Source organism: Sulfurimonas lithotrophica, from assembly GCF_009258225.1.
Classification (GTDB): Bacteria; Campylobacterota; Campylobacteria; order Campylobacterales; family Sulfurimonadaceae; genus Sulfurimonas; species Sulfurimonas lithotrophica.
On sequence record NZ_CP043617.1, the window covers coordinates 827,720 to 843,706 of the forward strand.

Sequence of the window (15,987 nt, forward strand, 5' to 3'; positions counted from 1 at the left end):
TATTCAAATTATTTATATAGTTTTTTTACAACAATATCCACGCGATTATTTTTCTCTATCGCTTCATCAAGTTCCCTACTAAACATAGGTGCTTTGTCACTGTTAGCGTGTATTTTAATATTTTCCTCTTTAGCACCGGCTTTAACAAGTTGGTCTTTTACGTATATAGCTCTTTGTTTTGAGAGTTCAATCTTATCAAGGTCACTCATCTTAGCATCATCTACGTTTCCTAATATATCAAACTTCAAATACTCAAATCCGTAAGGGGAAATTTGTTGTACTAAACCGTTGAGTTTTAATGTACCCTCTTCGTTAAGTGCCGTTGCATTATTATCATCTGTATCGTTTGTGTAAAAACCTGTATATCTTTCGATTTTTAAGGTATCCTCAAATACAAACTTACATCCGTATATATTTCTCATTTTATCGTTTAAAGAGTTGCTACATAGATCATACTCATCAACTATTAAGTCTAAATCTTTATCATACGAAATAGGCAGACTATCCATATTTTGAGGTGTTTTACCGTTTAGTCCGACGTTTGAATAAACTATGTCAGTATTACCTAAAACAGTCTGAACAAGTGTCCCCATAGCATCTAAAATTCTGTATTTTGCAAAAAGCATAGAGTATTGTGTATTGATAATCTGCTGTTTTGCACCTATAAAGTCATTTTGGGCAGATAACAAGTCAAGTAAAGAACGACGACCTAAGTCATACTCTTTAGCATATAAAGTAAGTGTTTTAAACGAGAATTTTTTGTATTCGTTTAGATGCTCTAATTGATCGCCCAGTTTTTCATTAGCAGCCCATGATAAGTTAAGTCCTTCTAAAACTTGTCTTCTTAAGTCGTTTTTATTCTCAACTTCCTGATGAATTTTTGATACGCTTTGTTGAACTCTGGCTTCGTCTGAAAAACCGTTAAATAGGTTGTATCTTAGATACGCCATCGCACGTAATCTTTCATCTTTTCCCTGGATACCCGAGAGATTTTTATTCATATTTTGAGATATTTCAATATCTATAGTCGGATAATAAGCAGATTTTTGTTGTTTATATCCCGCTTGTGCCAGTTTAACATTATATGCAGCTACTAAAAGTGAAGGGTTGTTTTGTATAGAATATTGTGCAGCTTCTTCTATGCTACCCGGCAGGGCAACGTTTAAAACAGGTTTTTGCATCTTATCAACATCTAAATAGCGTCCAAAAACTCTTTGCATATTATATGTAACATCTAGCAGGGTGTTTTCTTGAACTACATAGTTTGATTTTGCCAAAGATAAAGATGATTCGATTTTATTTACTTCCGAGAGAGTAGTTAAACCTGCATCGTAGAGTTTTTGCACTTTTTTAAATATCTCTTCGTTTATATCCACATTTGCTTGAGCTGTTTCTAAAAGTTCTTTGTTTCTCATAACTTGAAGATATGCATCTACCATCTTAAAAGATATATCGTTTACATTTTCTATATAACTGTATGCAGCTGAAGTTGTACGATGCTGTTGTTGAGATATTTTATTTGTAGTCGAAAAACCGTTGAAAACATTTTGGGTAAAAGTTAGGGAATTTTGATAAACAGAAAGCGTATTACTGTTTGTTATATTCGGTCCGCCTTTTTCTATTAAAGTGGAAGCTCCGCTATAATCGGTTTTTTTCTGATTGTTTTCAACTCCAACGCCTATAGATAAATCAAGCGTAGGATAATACTCCGATTCTGCTATTTTTATATCTTCTTTTGTAGCATTATAGTTTTTAAGACGCTCTTGTACAGTAGGGTTTGTGTTTATAACTTCTTCAACAGTTGTTCTTAAGTCCTGTGCGCTAAGTAGTGTTACTAAACTTAGCGGTAAAAAGATTAGTTTTTTATTCATAATATTCCTTTTTTAACTATTGTAGAAGTTCAACTTCTATACGTCTGTTTTGTGCACGACCCTCTTTAGTAGAGTTGTCACCTATCGGGTTCTCTTCACCTTTACCTATTGCCGTTAATCTAGTAGTGCTTATACCGTAACGCGTAAGTACTTCTTTTACGGCTTCGGCTCTGTTTTGAGAAAGAGTTTTGTTTGCAGCCGCTTTTCCTACACTGTCGGTATATCCATATATAATTACGTCATAACCTTTGTTCTCTTTTAAAAACAGTGCAAAAGTCTGTAAATCGCTAATCAACTTCTCATCAATGTCCCATTTGCTTGATTTAAAATTTACGTTTAAAGTAGCAGTCTGCGGACAACCGTAACCATCAACAACAAACTCTTTTGAAGTATCGGGACAAGTATCTTTGGAATCTGCTATGCCGTCTCCGTCACTGTCAACTTCACAACCTCTGTAATCGACTTGTGTACCTTCTTGGCTATTTGGACATTTATCGTCAGAATCAGGTACTCCGTCTTTGTCCGAATCAAGTTTTACTAAACATCCAAACTCATCAACTTTTTCACCTTCTTTAGTGTTAGGGCATCTGTCTTTTTCATCTAGTACGCCGTCTCCGTCTTTATCCGAAACTGTTTCTTGGGGAACAATTTCTTTAACGGGAGCTTTTTCAATAGCAATCGGTTTAACAAACTGATATTCACTTATGGATTGATTATTTTCTTTAATTATATTTTGAGCATACAAAGAAACGCTCAGAAATGCTATAATTAAAAAGTTTACTTTAATTTTCATATTAACTTCCTCAGTTAAATTTTATTAGCTCGATTATAGCAGGTAAAATTGATTTTGCAAAGAGTTTTTATGTTATAATCGTAAAATATATGAAAAAATAATTACAAATTTGTGACAAAGCATTCTGACAATATTAGGTATAGATAAAACGTGATATAAATGTGATAAAAAGCAAGATAGGTGAAAAAACTATATGAAACATTCTGAAGTTGATAAAATATTAAATAATAAGAAAAATTTATTAACGCAAACATATTTTGAACTGCAAGAACATTTTGAAAATAAGTATGGTTACGATACCGTAGTGTTTATGGAAATAGGTACTTTTTTTGAAGTATATGAAGTAAATAACGATGATATGCAGATTGGAAAAGCTAAAGAGATAGCTGAACTTTTAAATATACAACTGACTAAAAAAAATAAAAATATTATTGAAAACTCAGATAAAAATCCACTCTTAGCGGGCGTACCTGCCGTGTCTTTTGAGAGGTATCTCTCACGCCTTATTTCTGAACAAAAATACACTATTATTGTTGTGAAGCAAAAAGGTAACCCTCCTAAAATTTCACGTTATATTTCGCAAATTGTGTCTCCGGGGACAAATTTTGACTATATAGTCGATAATGACGACAATTATATCGTTTCACTTTTAGTAGATAAACATAAAGATATATATACCGTCGGTTATTCTGCTATAGACGTAACAACAGGAAAAACTTGGCTGTATGAGACACACGGAACGAGTGAAGATCCCTCATATGCACTTGATGAAGTTTTTAATCTCTTAAACGTGTATAGAACAAGTGAAGTAGTTATAACGTTTTTAGACGGCATAGACGATCAGCGTCACGTGATGCAGTACCTTGAAATATCTGAGCACTACCACTACAGCGTAAATAACGACAGACCAAAGATAGACTTTCAAAATGAACTTTTTAAAGGTGTGTATCAGATTCAGTCTCTTTTATCTCCTATAGAGCATCTGGACCTTGAACGTTCCCCTATGATAACCGAAGCCTTAGCAATCTTGATTAATTTTGTAGTAGAACATGATTATCATATAGTTCAAAAACTCTCAATGCCAAAAACAATAGACAACCGCCGTTTTATGTATCTTGGAAATAATGCACTAGAGCAGATGGGTGTAATATCTAAGGATAAAAAAGAATTCACGTTACTAAAAATGATGGATAAAAGCTCAACCGCAATAGGAAGAAGACTTTTAAAAGAGAGACTGCTAAATCCTATAATGGAAAAAGATGAGCTGGAGCGTCGTTATAATCTTGTAGAGAGGGTAAACTCACACGTAAGGTTTTTAGATGAGACTATGCGTGGAATTTATGATTTGGAAAGGCTTTCAAGAAGACTGAATTTAAGCAAGCTTCATCCATTTGAGATGAACCACATCTACGATTCTATTGTCAGCGTTAAAGAGTTGATGCAATATGTAAAAAAACATAAGATTCAAAAAACTCCCTTTTCCGAGTTTGAGATAGATGAGTTTTTACGCGATATTCAAAAAAGTATAGATTTGGATGTTTCACGTCGTTTTACAAACCAGACCGTTGATGAGAACTTTTTAATGAGCGGTGTTGATGAAGCCATAGATACCCTTGTAAAAGAGAACTCTGTGATGCTTATAGCATTTGATGATATCATGGCGAAAATAGAATCTATGCTAAAAGATGCAAATGCATCTAGTTCAAATAAACTTGTTACTTTGGGCTTGCTTGAAAAAGAGGGTTATTATATCTCTTTATCAAAAACACGTTTTTCTATGATAGAGAGTGAATTCAAAAAGAGTGAAGAGTTTAGTGAATTTATTGTAAAAAAACTTACAAATAACGTAAAAATAACATCTGCTTTTACAGATAATCTCTCAGATAAGATTATGCAAAACAGGCGTAAGATAATTACTCTTGTAAAAGAGAGATATATTCAGCTTCAATCTTTGTATGAACGTCGTTATGCGTTGTTGTTTGATAGGATAATATCTTATGTGGCAGATTTGGATGTGGGTGTCAGCTCATCAAAAGTTGCACAGACTTACAACCATTCACGTCCGATGATAGTCGATGTAGCAGATGAGGATAACTTTATGCAACTTATGCAGCTTCGTCATCCGCTTATAGAAGTTCAAGAACGTGGAGGCATCTATGTACCAAACGATATAGTTATGGGAAATCGTGACTATATGGATCTGCCGCATCCAAAGACTGTAATGTTAGATGTATCTGTACATGACGGACACGATGTAAACGGTGTACTTTTATACGGAATTAACTCTAGCGGTAAGAGTTCTTTGATGAAAAGCATCGGTATAGCTACGCTTATGGCTCAGTCTGGATTTTTTGTTTCGGCTTCGGTTATGAAATTTTCTTTGTTTGATTCACTCTTTACCCGCATCGTATCTCGTGACAACTTGGCAAAAGGACTCTCGACTTTTGCCGTTGAGATGCTGGAGATGAAAAATATATTTAACCGTGCTACGCTTCGCTCACTTGTTTTGGGTGATGAGATAAGTCACGGTACGGAGACGCTATCCGGCGTATCTATTGTAGCATCTGCAATTATGAAACTTGCAAAAGTTCGCTCATTGTTTTTGTTTGCAACGCATCTGCATCAGCTCTCAACAATGAAAGAGATAACAAGTCTTGATAATGTGGTCGATTTGCATCTAAGCGTTGAGTATGATGAAGATAAAGATGCACTTGTGTTTAACCGTGTCCTTCAAGCAGGAAGCGGAAGCAGCATCTACGGACTTGAATTTGCAAAATCCTTGCATATGGATGAAGAGTTTTTAGATACTGCAAATAAAATTCGTAAACGTCTTGCAAAAGATTTTGACGAACTTGAACTGCTTGTCAAGAAAAAAACTTCTAAGTACAATAAAGATTTATACGTTACAAAATGTGTTATTTGTGGAGCTATGGCAGAAGACGTACACCATATAAATAATCAAAGTCTAGCAAATCAGGCAGGTTTCATAGACCATTTTCACAAAGATGCAAAACATAACCTAATCCCTTTATGTAAAGAACATCATAAAGAGATACATGAGGGCAAATTACGGGTGGACGGATTTGTTATGACTTCAAACGGACTTGCCCTAAAGTATGAGCAGCAGATGAGTAAACCTAAAGAAAAAGTTGTAGAAGAACCTGAAATAAATGAAACAAATGAAGATGAGCCTAAAGGTTTTGTTTTAGACGATTGGGATTAATTTCCTATAGATAAGGGTACTGATATAATAAAACAACAGCCCGAATCTTTATTTATCACGCTAATCTTACCGTTCATTCTTGATTCGATTATATTTTTGGCAATATATAATCCTATCCCCGTTCCGTTTGCATTTAGTTTTGTAGAGAAGTAAGGTTCAAAAATAGAATCTATAATCTCAGATGCAATGCCGCCTCCGTTATCGCATAGTTTTATTATTCCTTGATTATTTTCACGATTAATACTTATTAGTATTTTACCTTTTTTGCTTTGTTCTATTTTTTGTTGCAGTTTTATCGCATCTTTACTGTTGTTAAGTAAGATTAGCATCACTTGTTTAAACTCGTTTTCAACGCCGTAGAGTAACAGTTCATCGTTACATTGAAGAGAATATTCTATATTATAGTTTTGAAGTTGTGCGCTTAAGATTGTTAGAACATCTTCAATACTTTTTTCAGCTTCAAAGATACTCATATCTTTTTTAGGATTTAAAAAATCTCGAAAATCATCTATAGTATCTGACATATAATTTAAATTTAGTGAGATTACGTCCATCTTTTCATGAAATTTTTTCTCATTGATTAAACCAAGATCGTATTCCGTTTCTAAATTTGCAGTTGCTATTCCTATGATATTTAAGGGTTGTCTCCACTGATGTGCAATAGATTCTAACATTTCGCCCATTGCAGCCTGACGCGACTGGTGTATCATCATGTGTTCTTGGTTTTGTTGTTTGTTTATTTCATCTTTTACACGTTTTTCCAGTTCGTTGTTAAATGATTTTAATTGCTTAACATACTCTGCAAGATTAACAAACATTTCATTTGCAACATTTGCTATAGTAGAGATTTCTTTGCTTCTACTTGATTGTAAAATAGGTTTGGTGTCTTTATTTATAGAGTATTGTCTTAAAGAATTTGCAATATTCCTAAGAGCTATAAGATCATAACGTATGTAAAAAAATACGGTTGAGAAAATGATAAGTGAAAATAAAAAAGTAAATTGAAGCACTATAAATATCTCTTCATTGTATTGCGTAATATAGTGGTTTGAATACTTTAAATAAAGCGTAGCTATCTTTTCTTGTTCAACCAAGTCTAGAATATCAGCGGTATATACCTTGGTATTGTCTTGATTATAATCGTTACTTTCTTGCGAATAAAGAACTTTATTTTGTTTTGATACCAATTTTACGGATTTTATATCTTTATTTTCAAACGTAGTATTTAAAAGTTCGTTTAATTGTTTATCTTGGTCGAGAAAAATATGTATCGAAATTATAGGTCTTAAAGAGTTAAATATAATAGTTACTTTTTCATCTTCAGAAGCTCTAATAATATTTTTAAATTGAAAACTAGTAAAATAGTATATCGGTATGGTTACGATTAAAAAGAAAAACCAAAAGAAAAATACAAATTTACTTATAAAAGATTTGAACATTTAAAAAACCCGCTTGATATTTAAAAATAGTATGATAGCACAATTTATTAGAGAACAAGAGGGCTTACTAGAGATTTCTAATAGTGTATTAAATAATTATAAGTATAATGTTGTCATATTATAGAAAAACAACAATATGAAAAAAACTTATATATTTTATGATAATCCACAAAACTGAGGAATAGATGCAAATAATAGAGTTATTTAAACGACTTATTGAATCAAAAAGTGAAACACCCGATGATGGAGGTTTGCTTGATTTTATAGAAAATTATCTAGACGGTTTTAGTGCAAAAAGAATAGATATAGAAGATACTAAAAATCTTTTTATATATAAAAAATTCTCTGAAGGTGAGCACCTGTGTTTTGCAGGTCACGTAGATGTCGTTCCTGCAGGTGAAGGTTGGGATACAAACCCATACGAACTTGTTGAAAAAGATGGCTATCTATACGGTCGCGGAACTCAGGATATGAAAAGCGGAGTTGCCGCTTTTGTGCAAGCCGTTAGTGAAGTAAAAGATTTTAACGGAACATTATCCATATTGCTTACAAGTGATGAAGAGGGTGAAGCAACCTATGGTACTATAAAGGTACTGGAGTATCTAAAAGAGACAAGTTTTCTTCCAGATGCAGTAGTTGTAGCCGAACCGACTTGTGAAAAAAAATTTGGAGACGCTATAAAAGTAGGTCGCCGCGGTTCTATAAACGGCTACATTACTTTAAAGGGTAAGCAGGGTCATGCCGCATATCCAGAGAAAGCGATAAATCCTATACATAATATAGCTGGCGTACTTGGAAATATGGCGGGTATAAATATAGATGAAGGGGATGAGTTCTTTAGCCCTTCAAAATTTGTAGTTACGGATATTAGAAGCGGGATGCAGGTAACCAATGTAACTCCTAATGAGCTGAAGATGATGTTTAATGTAAGAAATACTACATTAACTACCCAAAAAGAGGTCCGTGAGTTTGTGCATCAGAATTTAAAAGAGTTTGATTATGAACTTAAGTTAACACAGGGTTCTTATCCGTTTCGTACAAATACGGATACAAAACTGGTAAAAAATATTGATTTGGCAATAGAAGAAACTACAGGTTTAAAACCGAAGCATTCTACGGCAGGTGGTACAAGTGATGCACGATTTGTAGCCGGATTTGGTATTGATGTTATTGAGTTTGGCGTAAAAAATGATACTATACATGCCGTGAATGAAAGAACTACCGCTTATGAAGTTGAGAGTTTATATAAAGTCTTTAAAAGATTAATCCAAATATGGGAGTAAAATGAGAAAGATATTTATACTGTTACTATTAGTAAATTTGCTGTTTTCAGAAGAAATAGGAGAACTTACGTTTTCGAATGATTATAAAAAAGTCATGGCTCAGGCAAAAAAAGAAAACAAACGTGTATATATGCTTATAACAAGCAGTAGTTGCAGGTGGTGTAGAAAGTTTGAAAGTACAACTCTTACCGATTGGACCGTTGCAGAAAAACTTGAAGGAAAATATTTATTATTGCATATAGATAGAGATAATGATTATTTTCCAAAGCACTTAAAACATAAAAGAGTGCCAAGACACTATTTTTTAACTCCCGATGAACAAGTTATATATACATTCTTGGGTTATTGGAACGTTGAAGACTTTACTTCATATGTAGATGATGTAGATTGGCAATATAGTGATAAACTAAAGAAAGGAATTATAAAATGAAATTCGTACAAACAGATAAAGCTCCATCGGCAATAGGTCCTTATTCTCAAGCCGTAGTAGTTGAGGGTATGGTATATACGTCGGGTCAAATTGCACTGCTTCCGGATGGTTGTGAAGATGTTTTAAAAGACGGCATCGCACCGCAGGCAAAACAGGTTATGGCAAATCTTAAAGCTGTTTTAGAAGAAGCAGGAAGTTCTATGGATAAAGTAGTGAAAACTACTATTTTTCTTGCATCTATGGATGATTTTATACTTGTAAACGGCATATATGAAGAGGCATTTGGTTCACATAAACCTGTACGTTCAACCGTAGCGGTAAAAACATTACCAAAAAATGCTCTTGTCGAGATAGATGCCGTTGCACTTATATAAAGGATATCAGTGACACCGAAGAAACGTCAAAAATATGAAGCTATAATACAAAAATCTTTAGAACTTTTTTCTTCTAAAGGTTTTTATAATACTACAATTCCCGATATTGCCAACTCTCTTAAAATGAGTGTCGGAAATATGTATAACTATTTTAAATCCAAAGATATTTTGGCAAAAGAGATTATCCAATATATATCCGTTTATCTTGGGCAAAAGATTAAAGAGATTAACGAAGAAGATATATCTACAAAAGAAAAAACAACCAAGATTATAAAGATGTACTTTGAAACCGCTGCTTCAAAACCTGAAATGATAGACTACTTTTTACGCATCTATCTCTCAAACCGTGAAGTATTTGTCGATAGTTGTCAGGGGATGATATGTGTAAACGAGTTTGTTACCGAGATTATGATCTACTTTGAAGAGGGCGTAAAGAGCGGAGAGTTAAGAGATCAGGACTTTTTCAGCGCGTTTGGTCTTTTCATGGGCTATCTTGGCGGTATGGTCTTTTTAAAAGGTGAAAATATCCTACCAAAAGAGTTAGACGAATATGTTGAAGATATCTCTAACAATATCTACAAAGCTCTGAGTGTATAAAGATGAAAAAGCTAAAAGTACTTTGGCTAAGTGCTTTGTCTTGCAATGGAAATACCCATGCTTTTTTTAATTACCCGAACTTAGAGTATTTTTTAGAAAATTTTGAATTTATTTATCATCCCGTTATTGATTCTGAGTATTCACTAGAAGATATAGTATCAAAAGAGATACAGTGTGATATATTACTTGTTGAGGGCAGTGTATCAAAAGAGTTCACACGTGCAGACGTACCAATACTAAAGATTATAAAAAAATATGCAAAAAAAGTTAGAAAAATCGTTAGCGTTGGTACTTGTGCGTCATACGGCGGTATATTTAAAAACGGTGCTTATAAAGATGTTACGGGGCTGTTTTTCGATGAAGAAAAAGAGATAGATATACTACAAGAGTTTAGATATAAAGCCATAAACATATCAGGTTGTCCCGTGCATCCGGATATATTGGTAAATACGCTTTTTGCTATCAAACAGGAGTTGAAATTAAAACTAGACAACCTTTTAAGACCAAAAGAGTATTATGCATATAGCATACACAACGGATGTACCAGAAACGAATATTTTGAATATAAGGTAGATAACCACAAATTTGGCGAACTTGAGGGCTGTATGTTTTACGAACATGGATGTCAAGCCCCTTTTACGCACGGGAGCTGTAACAAAATACTTTGGAACGAAGTAAATTCTAAAACAAGAGCGGGACTTCCTTGCATGGGATGCACCGAACCTAGTTTTCCTAGAGAGAATCTTTTTAGTACGAAAAAAAATATGGGTATCCCTCAGGAATTACCCCTTGGTGTTAATAAAAGAACTTATCTTACCTTAGCCGGAATTACAAAAGCATTTACGATAGAGAGATTACAAAAGAAGCTGATAGATGATTAAACTGATAGAAAAAATAGAGGGCGAAGCTACGCTTGATTTTAACTTTAAAGATGAAAAAATAGAGTTTGTAGATATAAAATTTAACTCAACTAGGGGAATTGAAAACATTTTAAAAGGCAAAAATGCCTTGGATGCACTTGTTATAAACCCAAGAGTTTGCGGCATCTGCGGTCATGCCCATCTGATAGCTACGGTAAAAGCTTTAGAGAGCTGCTACGATGATTTAAAAATAAGTAAAAAAGCTGAAATAATAAGAGAACTTACACTAAATTTTGAACTTATACACAACCATTTTAAATGGTTTTATCTTACATTGTTTCCGCTTTTTGGATTTAAACAAGAAGTTTTAAAAGCCTCATATGCATCACAGATAATGGGAAAAGCCATAGCTACCTTTGGAGGCCAATATCCCCATACGTCTTACGCGATAGTTGGCGGTGTCGTATGTGAAGTAACGAGTATGGATATTGTAAAAATAAACTCTTATATAGATGAGACGATAAAGTTCTTTGAAAGAAACGTAATTGATGTTGACGTAGAAAAGTTTATACTATGCGATAATGTTGAGATGGCTTTAAAAAGTAAAGGTGACTTGGCAAAAATTTTGCAAATTATTTATGAAAAAGAGTGGGTAGAACTAGGAAAAAGCTATGACAGGTTTATAGTTTTTGGTAAAAACTCTTATTTTAAAAGCGGGAAATCTCATAAAACAAGAATATCAAAAAACTTGCCATATGAGTATGTAAAAGAGGAACAAAACAAATCATCATTTGCTAAAAACGTCTCTTTTAAAGATAAGTACTATGAAGTAGGTCCGCTATCGCGTGCGATGCTAAAAAGAATACCGCTTATAAAAGATGCTCATAGAAGATACGGAGATAGTATATTAAGCAGAATTTTAGCCAGAGTTTGTGAAATAGCTCAACTTTTAAATCATTCTAAATCATTGTTAAAAGAACTAGACTTGAGCGAAGCTTCATATATAGAACCGCAAATAGATATATCAAAAGTATCGGCTAGCGGTGTCGGTGCTGTTGAAGCTGCACGCGGATCACTTATCCATAAAGTCTCCCTTGAAGAAGGCATAATAAAAAATTATGAAATAATAACCCCTACACAATGGAATCTAGCAGGCGGAAGCAGGGAAAATCAAGGCATCTCGCAAAAAGCTATGGTCGGACTCAAAGATGAAAAAATAGCGGAACTTGTTTTTAAAACATTTGATGTTTGTTCAGTCTGTACTACACATTAAATAAAAAAATTAAATTGTTTTTTAAGTAAATAGTATTAGTATAAGTTATCTTAAAGTTTTATTCCATTAAAATTGAATGAATGATTATTCAGTTTTAGAATATCAAGTAATTGAAAGGGTGGATTATGGTTGAGAGAAGAGAAGCTTTAGCTAAGATGTTTAGTGCTAAAGGGTCAAAAATAAATACTAATCGCGGTACTGAGTATTATGATTCTTTAATGCAAACAATGACTAAAAGATTAAATGAGCTTGAACAAACCGAGGTGGCTACAAAAAATTCCATAGCAAATGTTTTGGAAGCAGAAGGCTTGAATAGAAGAGATTTTATGAAGTGGGCAAGTGCTACCTGTGCGGCTTTAATGCTTCCTTCTAATTTTACTCCGCTTGTCGCCAAAGCGGCTGAACTTATGAACAGAGTACCTGTAATCTGGCTTGAACTTCAAGATTGTGCAGGAAATTCCGAAGCTATTTTAAGAAGTGATGCTCCTACTATAGATGAATTAATTTTAGAGGTTATATCTTTAGAGTTTAACGAAACTATTATGGCAGCAGCAGGGCATCAGGCAGAAGAGCATCTAGAAGAGGCTATGCACACTTTTAAGGGAAAATATCTTTGTGTCGTAGAAGGTGCAATTCCTACAGGTATGAATGGTTTTTACGGAACCATAGGTGCTACGGGGGAGACATTTGAAGAACATCTTTTACGTGTTGCTAAAGATTCTGCAGCTTTAGTTGCAGTAGGTACTTGTGCTACATTCGGCGGTGTTCCTGCTGCTGCTCCAAACCCGACAGGTGCAGTCGGTGTTCAAGATATCGTAAAAGGCAAGCCTATCATTAATATTCCTGCTTGTCCTGCAAATCCTGCAAATATTACCGGAACAATTTTGCATTTCGTTCTAACGGGACAAGTTCCAGAGTTAGACCATCTAAACCGTCCGAAATTTGCATTTGGATACAGAATCCATGACAACTGTGAAAGACGTGCACACTTTGATGCAGGTGAGTTTGTTGAAGAGTGGGGTGACGAGGGTGCTAAAAACAACTTCTGTTTATATAAAATGGGTTGTAAAGGTCCTATGACTTTTAATAACTGTTCAATCGTAAGATACAACGAAGGTGTTAATTGGCCAATCGGTTCCGGTCACGGTTGTATCGGATGTTCTGAACCGCAATTTTGGGATAAATACGCTCAAGAGCGTCCAATGGCAGATACTCACTTTAAAGCTCCGACCGGCGGGGTTGAAAAAACTGTAGATGAATTTGGTTTAGGATTATTAACGGCAGCGGGTATAGGTATAGGTGTACATGCGGTTGCCAGTGCTGTTGGCGGGAAAAAAGAAGAATGTAAAGAAGGAGCTGAATAATGTCAAAATCACAACATATAATAGTAGATCCTATAACAAGGATAGAGGGACATTTAAGGGTTGAAGCTGTAATAGATGAGAACAATGTTATTACGGATGCATATGCTTCTTCAACTATGTTTAGAGGTATTGAGACAATTTTAAAAGGTCGTGATCCTCGTGATGCAGGACTTTTAGCTATGCGTATATGTGGAGTTTGTACAGGTACTCACTACCAAAGAAGTATAGAAGCGGTTGAAAATGCATTTGATATTACTATTCCAAAAAATGCCAGACTGGTAAGGAACCTTATTCAAGGTGCATTATATATTCATGATCACGTAGTTCATTTTTACCATCTTCACGGACTTGATTGGGTTGATTTGGTAGATGCCCTAAAAGGCGATCCTAAAAAGGCTCAAGAGGAGTCTTTTAACTGGTCTAGGACTCCATACGGTGTTAGTGAATCTGAACTTATTCAAGTTAAAGAGCGTTTAGCTAAGTTTGTAAAACAAGGTCGTTTGGGAATATTTTCAAACGCATATTGGGGAAGCAAAGCATATAAACTTACACCTGAACAAAATCTTATTGCTACGGCACACTACCTGCAAGCATTGGATTTGCAACGTGATGCTGCAAAACTTATGGCGATTTTCGGCGGTAAGATGCCACACCCGCAATCACTTGTAGTCGGTGGTGTAACTTGTGTTCAGGATATTCAAAATCCTGCTCGTATAGCACTATTTAAAACACTTCTTAAAAAGTTTACGCACTTTATTAAAACTGCATATCTTCCTGATTTGGCAATGGCGGGTGTAAAATATGTAGATGAAGCGCTTGACGGAACAGGGGCAGGACTGAAAAATTTTATGTCATACGGTGATTTTAAGCTTGATGATACCGGTTTTTATAATGCTAAAAATCTATTTCCCAGCGGTGTAGTTTTAAATGGAGATTTATCAAAACTGCATCCTTTTGATCAAAGTAAAGTTGCTGAAGACGTAACCCATGCTTGGTATGATGCTTCAGGACCGCAACACCCTTATGATGGAACTACAAATCCTAACTACACGGGTTTAGAGAAAAAAGATGACGGATATGCATATCTAAAAACAAAAGAAAAATACTCTTGGATTAAATCGCCTATATATGATGATCATCGTGTTGAAGTCGGACCTCTTGCTCGTATGGTTGTGGGTGTTGCAGCAGGTGATGAGAGAATTACAAAATACGTAACTAACTTTTTAGCACTCCTTGGTGATAAACTAGGACTTGGAAAACCTGCTCCGACTGCTGCACTTTTCTCGACTGTTGGTCGTACAGCCGCTCGTGCTATCGAGACAGAACTTATGGCTGATGTTATGATTGAGTGGGTAGATGAATTAGCCGCTAACGTTGCTTCAGGTGATCTTAGTACATGGACAGAATTTGATTTTGACAAAGTAAGTAAAGATGCTAAAGGTTACGGTTTAGCCGAAGCTCCTCGTGGAGGTCTTGGTCACTGGGTAAAAATCAAAGACGGTAAGATAGAGAACTATCAAGCAGTAGTACCTTCAACTTGGAATGCTGCTCCAAGAGACTATAAAGATAGAATGGGTGCATACGAAGCAGCATTAATCGGAACAAAAGTAGCCGATGTGTCTCAGCCGATTGAGATACTAAAAACCGTGCACAGTTTTGACCCGTGTATAGCTTGTGCAGTTCATATTGTAGATACGAAGGGTAAGGAACTTAGCAAGTTCAAAGTAAGTACAAGCTGTTCTATATAAGGAGTCAGTTATGAGTTATAAAAAAATAGAGCGAATGACGGGGTTTATGAGAATAAATCACTGGATAGTAGCTATCTGTATGGTTATAGCCGTAATAACTGGTTTATATATAGGGCATCCATATTACCAAAGTTTCATAGCAGATCCAGCAGTAGATAAGTATGTAATGGCGTGGAATAGATGGGCTCATTTAATATCTGCTATTATTTTTGATGTTAGCAGTGTTGTTGTTGCTTATTTGTATTTCTTCTCAAGGTTTGAGAAGCCATATAAAAAGTTAATACCAAATGCAAAAAATCTTAGTGAATTTTTTGCAGTATTAGTAAATTTGATTACGTTAAATAGAAATAAAAATTTTGATTCATCTCATGCAGACAGCTTTAATGCCGTGTACTTTTTTATATTTCACCTTATGTTAGCGTGGATGCTTTTAACAGGCTTACAGTTATATGTACACGGTTTGGCACACGGTATGAGTTCAATTGGAGCTTGGTGGCCTTGGATGCTGCACCTTGTAACAGACTGGACGGTTGTAGTAACAGGTGGAACTTATATGGATGTGAGAATATCCCATCATGCAACAATGTATCTGATTATTGCATGGGCGGCATTTCATATATACTACCAAATCTGGCGTACTATCTTCTGGCAAGAGGGCGATATAGGTATCGTAGTAGGCGGTTCTAAGTTTGTTAAAACGTCAGAGGAATAAAATCCCTCTGACTACGCTAG

At 34.9% G+C, this 15,987-nt stretch carries 13 protein-coding genes; 10 read left to right on the forward strand and 3 right to left on the reverse strand.

All coding sequences use genetic code 11. The features are described 5' to 3' along the window. Nucleotides 1-8: 8 nt before the first annotated feature. Both FJR48_RS04155 and FJR48_RS04160 read right to left on the reverse strand, forming a co-directional pair. Entirely contained in the window at nt 9-1,871 is a 1,863-nt protein-coding gene (locus FJR48_RS04155) for a TolC family outer membrane protein (protein ID WP_152306899.1), read from the reverse strand. 16 nt (nt 1,872-1,887) lie between these two features. After that, entirely contained in the window at nt 1,888-2,664 is a 777-nt protein-coding gene (locus tag FJR48_RS04160; RefSeq protein ID WP_152306900.1) for an OmpA family protein, read from the reverse strand. A gap of 193 nt (nt 2,665-2,857) precedes the next feature. Between FJR48_RS04160 and FJR48_RS04165 the strand changes: the two genes are divergently transcribed. Next, nucleotides 2,858-5,887: a MutS-related protein gene (locus FJR48_RS04165; protein ID WP_152306901.1), complete on the forward strand. Its 3,030-nt coding sequence runs from the start codon at nt 2,858-2,860 to the stop codon at nt 5,885-5,887. On the opposite strand, the gene FJR48_RS12295 is transcribed toward FJR48_RS04165, so the two are convergent. Continuing rightward, nucleotides 5,884-7,326 carry a sensor histidine kinase gene (locus tag FJR48_RS12295; protein ID WP_241856122.1) on the reverse strand — a complete coding sequence of 481 codons (1,443 nt, stop codon included), beginning with the start codon at nt 7,324-7,326 and terminating at the stop codon, nt 5,884-5,886. The genes FJR48_RS04165 and FJR48_RS12295 overlap by 4 nt on opposite strands. A 185-nt stretch (nt 7,327-7,511) precedes the next feature. Between FJR48_RS12295 and dapE the strand changes: the two genes are divergently transcribed. The 9 genes from dapE (at nt 7,512) to FJR48_RS04215 (ending at nt 15,967) form a co-directional block, all read left to right on the forward strand. Next, nucleotides 7,512-8,609, forward strand: a complete 1,098-nt coding sequence (dapE, locus tag FJR48_RS04175; protein WP_152306902.1) for a succinyl-diaminopimelate desuccinylase — start codon at nt 7,512-7,514, stop codon at nt 8,607-8,609. Nucleotide 8,610: 1 nt separating this feature from the next. After that, nucleotides 8,611-9,039, forward strand: coding sequence for a thioredoxin fold domain-containing protein (locus FJR48_RS04180; RefSeq protein ID WP_152306903.1), 429 nt, complete (start codon nt 8,611-8,613; stop codon nt 9,037-9,039). Next, nucleotides 9,036-9,413 carry a Rid family detoxifying hydrolase gene (locus FJR48_RS04185; RefSeq protein WP_152306904.1) on the forward strand — a complete coding sequence of 126 codons (378 nt, stop codon included), beginning with the start codon at nt 9,036-9,038 and terminating at the stop codon, nt 9,411-9,413. Before FJR48_RS04180 ends, FJR48_RS04185 begins: the two co-directional genes overlap by 4 nt. 9 nt (nt 9,414-9,422) lie before the next feature. Further along, the gene (locus FJR48_RS04190; protein WP_152306905.1) at nt 9,423-10,010 is read left to right on the forward strand and encodes a TetR/AcrR family transcriptional regulator; all 588 of its coding nucleotides are present in this window, start codon (nt 9,423-9,425) and stop codon (nt 10,008-10,010) included. 2 nt (nt 10,011-10,012) lie between these two features. Beyond that, nucleotides 10,013-10,891 carry an NADH-quinone oxidoreductase subunit B family protein gene (locus FJR48_RS04195; RefSeq protein ID WP_152306906.1) on the forward strand — a complete coding sequence of 293 codons (879 nt, stop codon included), beginning with the start codon at nt 10,013-10,015 and terminating at the stop codon, nt 10,889-10,891. Next, nucleotides 10,884-12,143: a nickel-dependent hydrogenase large subunit gene (locus FJR48_RS04200; protein ID WP_152306907.1), complete on the forward strand. Its 1,260-nt coding sequence runs from the start codon at nt 10,884-10,886 to the stop codon at nt 12,141-12,143. Before FJR48_RS04195 ends, FJR48_RS04200 begins: the two co-directional genes overlap by 8 nt. A 125-nt stretch (nt 12,144-12,268) precedes the next feature. Then, nucleotides 12,269-13,507 carry a hydrogenase small subunit gene (locus FJR48_RS04205; RefSeq protein WP_152306908.1) on the forward strand — a complete coding sequence of 413 codons (1,239 nt, stop codon included), beginning with the start codon at nt 12,269-12,271 and terminating at the stop codon, nt 13,505-13,507. Further along, nucleotides 13,507-15,255 carry a nickel-dependent hydrogenase large subunit gene (locus FJR48_RS04210; protein WP_152306909.1) on the forward strand — a complete coding sequence of 583 codons (1,749 nt, stop codon included), beginning with the start codon at nt 13,507-13,509 and terminating at the stop codon, nt 15,253-15,255. Before FJR48_RS04205 ends, FJR48_RS04210 begins: the two co-directional genes overlap by 1 nt. A 10-nt stretch (nt 15,256-15,265) precedes the next feature. Continuing rightward, nucleotides 15,266-15,967 carry a cytochrome b/b6 domain-containing protein gene (locus FJR48_RS04215; protein WP_152306910.1) on the forward strand — a complete coding sequence of 234 codons (702 nt, stop codon included), beginning with the start codon at nt 15,266-15,268 and terminating at the stop codon, nt 15,965-15,967. Nucleotides 15,968-15,987: the final 20 nt, after the last annotated feature.

Excerpts from the sequence above, each read along its gene's own strand:
- FJR48_RS04155 (WP_152306899.1), bottom strand. The coding sequence starts at position 1,871 with ATGAATAAAAAACTAATCTTTTTACCGCTAAGTTTAGTAACACTACTT.
- FJR48_RS04160 (WP_152306900.1), bottom strand. The coding sequence starts at position 2,664 with ATGAAAATTAAAGTAAACTTTTTAATTATAGCATTTCTGAGCGTTTCT.
- FJR48_RS04165 (WP_152306901.1), top strand. The coding sequence starts at position 2,858 with ATGAAACATTCTGAAGTTGATAAAATATTAAATAATAAGAAAAATTTA.
- FJR48_RS12295 (WP_241856122.1), bottom strand. The coding sequence starts at position 7,326 with ATGTTCAAATCTTTTATAAGTAAATTTGTATTTTTCTTTTGGTTTTTC.
- dapE (WP_152306902.1), top strand. The coding sequence starts at position 7,512 with ATGCAAATAATAGAGTTATTTAAACGACTTATTGAATCAAAAAGTGAA.
- FJR48_RS04180 (WP_152306903.1), top strand. The coding sequence starts at position 8,611 with ATGAGAAAGATATTTATACTGTTACTATTAGTAAATTTGCTGTTTTCA.
- FJR48_RS04185 (WP_152306904.1), top strand. The coding sequence starts at position 9,036 with ATGAAATTCGTACAAACAGATAAAGCTCCATCGGCAATAGGTCCTTAT.
- FJR48_RS04195 (WP_152306906.1), top strand. The coding sequence starts at position 10,013 with ATGAAAAAGCTAAAAGTACTTTGGCTAAGTGCTTTGTCTTGCAATGGA.
- FJR48_RS04200 (WP_152306907.1), top strand. The coding sequence starts at position 10,884 with ATGATTAAACTGATAGAAAAAATAGAGGGCGAAGCTACGCTTGATTTT.
- FJR48_RS04205 (WP_152306908.1), top strand. The coding sequence starts at position 12,269 with ATGGTTGAGAGAAGAGAAGCTTTAGCTAAGATGTTTAGTGCTAAAGGG.
- FJR48_RS04210 (WP_152306909.1), top strand. The coding sequence starts at position 13,507 with ATGTCAAAATCACAACATATAATAGTAGATCCTATAACAAGGATAGAG.
- FJR48_RS04215 (WP_152306910.1), top strand. The coding sequence starts at position 15,266 with ATGAGTTATAAAAAAATAGAGCGAATGACGGGGTTTATGAGAATAAAT.